The organism is Sphingomonas yabuuchiae (assembly GCF_014199595.1).
GTDB classification, from domain to species: Bacteria; Pseudomonadota; Alphaproteobacteria; order Sphingomonadales; family Sphingomonadaceae; genus Sphingomonas; species Sphingomonas yabuuchiae.
Window position 1 is genome coordinate 14010 of sequence record NZ_JACHNX010000033.1, and the last position, 4389, is coordinate 18398.

Genomic DNA, 4389 nt, shown 5'->3' on the forward strand with positions numbered 1-4389 from the left:
CGGCTCGCAGCTGTACACCACCAACCAGAACGTCGCGACGGCAGCGGCGAACACCAGCACCTATCTTGGCGGTGGTGCGAATGTCGCGAACGGCACGGCACCGACCTACAATGTGGCGGGCGGCAGCTACAACAATGTCGGATCCGCGATCAGCGCGATCAATGGCAATCTGAGCAAGGTCAACAACGGTTCCGTGGGTATTGTCCAGCGAACTGGTAATGCTGACGAAACCGTACTGACCGCCTCTGGTGGCACTGCGGCTAATCCGGGCAATGCCCAGAAATTGACCAATCTCGCCGCTGGCACTGTCTCCGCATCGTCCAATGATGCGATCAACGGTTCGCAACTATCTGGCGTTTCGGAAAGTGTCGCCAAGGCTTTGGGGGGCGGGGCTACTGTCAATACCAATGGCAGCATATCTGCACCAAGTTATCAGATCGGGGCGGGTCGATACAATAACGCGGGGGATGCCTTTGCCGCGGTCAACACCAGCCTGAACAGCATCAACAATGGCGGCGGCATCAAATATTTTCACGCCAATTCGCAAGCTGCGGACAGTCAGGCGAACGGTACGAACAGCATCGCGGTTGGACCTGCAGCGATCGCATCAGGGGCGAGGAGCATCGCAGCGGGTTCCAACGCCTTGGCGAAGACGGACAACGCGCTGGCCATCGGTTCCAACGCCGTTGCCACCAATGCTGGTGACGTGGCGCTGGGTTCGGGCTCGGTGACCCAATCCGCAGTCCAGACCTCCAGCATGACTGTCAATGGACATAGCTATTCAGTTGCGGGGAAGGCGACCTCGACCGTCTCGGTCGGCGACCTGGGTAAGGAGCGGACCGTCACCAATGTCGCCGGGGGGCGTGTCAGCCGGGACTCGACCGATGCTGTCAATGGCTCGCAGCTTTGGGCCACCAATCAGGAGATCGCCGCGATCGGTAACCAAGTCACGACGATCGGCGCAGCAAACAAGAATGCCCTCCAGTATGACACCGACGGCAACGGTAATCGTAAAAACTCGGTCACCCTCCAGGGTGGCGACCCGAATGCGCCGGTCCTTGTGGCGAATGTCGCCGCTGGAAAGGTAGACACCGATGCAGTCAACTATCGTCAACTGAAGGACACGGCTGCCAGTACGCTGACGACCGCCAACAGCTACACCGATGTTCGTACCGCATCCGCGGTGACGACGGCGAAGGCTTATACCGACTCGAGTTCGGCCAAGACACTGTCGGCCGCCAATACCTATACGGACCAGCGGTTCGGCATGTTGTCGAGTTCGATCGGCCAAGTTCGCACCGAAGCCCGGCAAGCGGCAGCGATCGGCTTGGCGGCAGGGTCGCTACGCTATGACGCTCGCCCGGGCAAGGTGTCGGCTGCCATTGGCGGGGGCACATGGCGCGGACAGGGCGCTTTCGCCATGGGCCTCGGCTTTACCAACGAAGACCAGAGCGTAAGCGGTAACGTCTCGGCGACCACGGCGGGTGGCAAGTGGGGCGTGGGTGCCGGGCTCAGCTTCACCCTCAACTAAGAGCCGTATGATGTTCGCGAGAAGCACTATGCGAAAGCGTATCCCAATCGTGTCGATGGTTCTCGCGAGCCTGTCCTGCGGTCCAGCAATGGCCGCAGGACGGCAACGGAAGGCGACGCCTATCCCCCCTGTGACCCACCAGGCGTCGTCTTCCGACCTTGCTCGTTTCAGGCTGATGCCGGGGTTTCGCGTCAAGCCGTCCGACATCACGCTGCCGGAGGGCCTGCCTGCCGGACAATATCGCCGGATATTCCAGCCATTCCCGAACTGGACCCTCGTATGCGACGAAAATCTGCAAAAGAAGCAGAAAATCTGCAACGTGGCACGGACGATCCAGGGGCCTGACGGAGGAACTGTTTTTAGCTGGTCGCTCGCGGCGGCTCAGGATGGGCAACCGATCTTCATCCTCAGAGTGCCGACTAACGTCGGAATGGGCGGCCTCATTCGTCTCGTGCTGCCCGATGGGGGCGCGCCTGTCCCGATCGCGGTTCAAGGCTGCAACCCGACGATCTGCCTCGCCTATCAGTCCGTCAGTCAGCGTCTGCGCACCGCTGTCGAGCAGGGAGTGACTGTCGAAATATCCTATGGTTCGGGTTCCCCTCCGAAGCCGGTACGCTTCTTTGCCCCCCTTGCGGGCCTAGCCGCTGCATTGGCCGCGATCTGAGCTCGCGCAAGCACCACAGGCGCATTCGCGATCATCGCGATCTGTACCGCTGCGCTACGTGTCCGCCTTTCAAGCTTTCAAGGGAACTTTCTTGTGAAAACCATCCTGCCCACGAGTGTTGCCATCGTCTTATGGACCACACTTTTGCCCGCCCCCATCGCCGCCCAAGATGCGGTAAAGGGGTCGTCGAATTTCAACGGGGCTTGGGTCGGCTTTCTTGGCGGTCACGACCACAGCACGATAGACGCTCGCAGAAAAACTGCCTTGCAGACTTCACGCTTTAAGCGTGATCGTGTACTTTATGGTGGTCTCATCGGCTATGATTACAAGCCAAAAGACATCGTCTATGGTGTCGAAACAGAATTCTCAAGTGGAAGCCTTAGTCCTGACAATGTCGTAGATATCGCCGATCCCGTCCGTTTTGAAGCAGGAAGAGATCTTTATTTTGGCGGCCGAATTGGAATCCCGATTGCTTCGGGGGCTATGGTTTACGCAAAAGGTGGCTATGCCAATCTTCGCGTGATGGCAAAAGCCGGCAGTGCGCGAGATATTATCGGCAAAGCCGCAACGAGCCTTGATGGCTATCGTATTGGTGGTGGGATTCAGGTCAATAAGGGAGCAGTTTCGGCGCGTCTCGAATATCGATTTTCCGATTACCGTCATGGCGATGCGTTGAGCATTCATCGCGATCAGGTTGCAGCCATCATAAGTTATGGGTTCTAGGCATCGTGGACAAAGGGCAGCCTTGAACCAGTGGTGAGGCACGCCGTCAAACTTTGTCCACGATGCCTAGCGACTTCGCAGATAGGAGGGAGGATGGGGAAAGAAATGGAAGGCCATGAACCCGTTAAAGATTACCATGAGCTAACCATATTGATCGAAACGGGGCTTGAGGCTCTTTCCGCTGCGCGTAATTTACTCGCCGGTTTGGAAAACCTCCCTGAGGTTATGGCTGCTCCCCGGCTGGCTGCTTTGCTTGGGCACCAGTCCTCTGCCACTTTGCCTCGCATTCGAGAGGTGGTCGAGCGGGACCGGCGTCGTTTGGCCATCATCGAGCGGCTTGTCACTCTGCTGCCCAAAGCTGGACGAAACGGGGCGTCAATTCTGTATCAGATGCTCGACAACCCAGGTGTTTTTGTTCCGTGTAAGGAATTGGTTCGGTCTGCAGGTATCCGGACCGCCGACACCAAGGCTGTTAAAGTGTATGTGTGTCATCTGCGTTATGGTCTACGTATACTTGGTATCTTAATAGATGCCATAGAAACAGGGAGGGGTAGTTATAGAGTTACATCAAAGGCCGCAGCGCTTATACTATCTTTGATTGGCGATGATTTGACGTTCGATGGTCGCAGTGTTAATATGGATTATAATGTCTTAAAATTGGGACGCGATCGTGGTGGTGCTGTCGACGCCTGAGAAGAATTTGTCGGCAAGCTTGTCGTAGCGGGTTGCTACGCGGCGGAAATTCTTCAGGCGGCAGAAGGCGTTTTCAATCAGGTGGCGAGCGCGGTATCGATCCTTGTCGTAGCGGATAGTGCGTTTGCGGTTTCGCCGTCCGGGAATGACGGGAACGGCTCCGGCGTCACGTAGCGAACGGCGCAGCCGGTCGGCATCATAGGGTCAGGACCCATTGATGTGAGTGTCGCAATATGATTCAGGCTCCGCAAGGAAACCGGGATGAGCGACTTGTTTTGGCTGACAGACGAGCAGATGGAGTGGCTGCCACCGTTCTTTCCCAAGAGCCAGGGCAAGCCTCGGGTGGATGACCGACGGGTGCTGAGTGGCATCGTGTTCGTCAACAAGAACGGGCTGCGCTGGCGTGATGCGCCGAGCGCCTACGGCCCGCCCAAGACGCTATACAATTGGTGGAAGCGCTGGGGGCGGCAGGCGTGTTCACGCGCATGATGGAGGGGCTGGCGACCGCAGGCGCGGAGTCAGGAACGGTCATGATCGACGCGACCTACTTGAAGGCGCACCGCACGGCATCGAGCCTGCGGGTTGAAAAGGGGATTTCGGCCGCCTGATCGGGCGCACCAAGGGCGGCATGAATACCAAGCTCCATTCCCTCGCCGATGCGAACGGACGTCCGCTGAGCTTCTTGTAAGCGTCCGGTGTTCCCCGCCTTGCTGACGAGGTGATGCGCAAGCCACAGGTGCGGCACTGTGGCAGGCACCGGTGCGGCATTATGGCGACG

4 protein-coding genes and 2 pseudogenes are annotated in these 4389 nt (G+C 58.2%); 5 read left to right on the forward strand and 1 reads right to left on the reverse strand.

What is annotated here, in order from left to right; genetic code table 11:
* The 4 genes from GGQ89_RS18785 to GGQ89_RS18800 form a co-directional block, all read left to right on the forward strand.
* Positions 1 to 1531 (forward strand): YadA-like family protein (locus tag GGQ89_RS18785; RefSeq protein WP_184106905.1); only part of this gene is annotated, 1531 nt, incomplete at its 5' end.
* 130 nt (positions 1532 to 1661) lie between these two features.
* Positions 1662 to 2195, forward strand: coding sequence for an invasion associated locus B family protein (locus GGQ89_RS18790; protein WP_206362631.1), 534 nt, complete (start codon positions 1662 to 1664; stop codon positions 2193 to 2195).
* A gap of 93 nt (positions 2196 to 2288) precedes the next feature.
* A complete protein-coding gene (locus GGQ89_RS18795) occupies positions 2289 to 2918 on the forward strand; it encodes an outer membrane protein (RefSeq protein ID WP_184106907.1) in 630 nt (209 codons plus the stop codon).
* Between the two features lie 93 nt (positions 2919 to 3011).
* The gene (locus GGQ89_RS18800) at positions 3012 to 3611 is read left to right on the forward strand and encodes a hypothetical protein (RefSeq protein WP_184106909.1); all 600 of its coding nucleotides are present in this window, start codon (positions 3012 to 3014) and stop codon (positions 3609 to 3611) included.
* On the opposite strand, the pseudogene GGQ89_RS20175 reads toward GGQ89_RS18800, so the two are convergent.
* A pseudogene (locus tag GGQ89_RS20175) lies at positions 3570 to 3812 on the reverse strand (IS5/IS1182 family transposase); the annotation flags it as partial. The gene GGQ89_RS18800 and the pseudogene GGQ89_RS20175 overlap by 42 nt on opposite strands.
* A gap of 60 nt (positions 3813 to 3872) precedes the next feature.
* On the opposite strand from GGQ89_RS20175, the pseudogene GGQ89_RS18810 reads away from it, so the two are divergent.
* Positions 3873 to 4293 (forward strand): annotated as a pseudogene (locus GGQ89_RS18810) (IS5 family transposase); the annotation flags it as partial.
* Between the last annotated feature and the right edge of the window lie 96 nt (positions 4294 to 4389).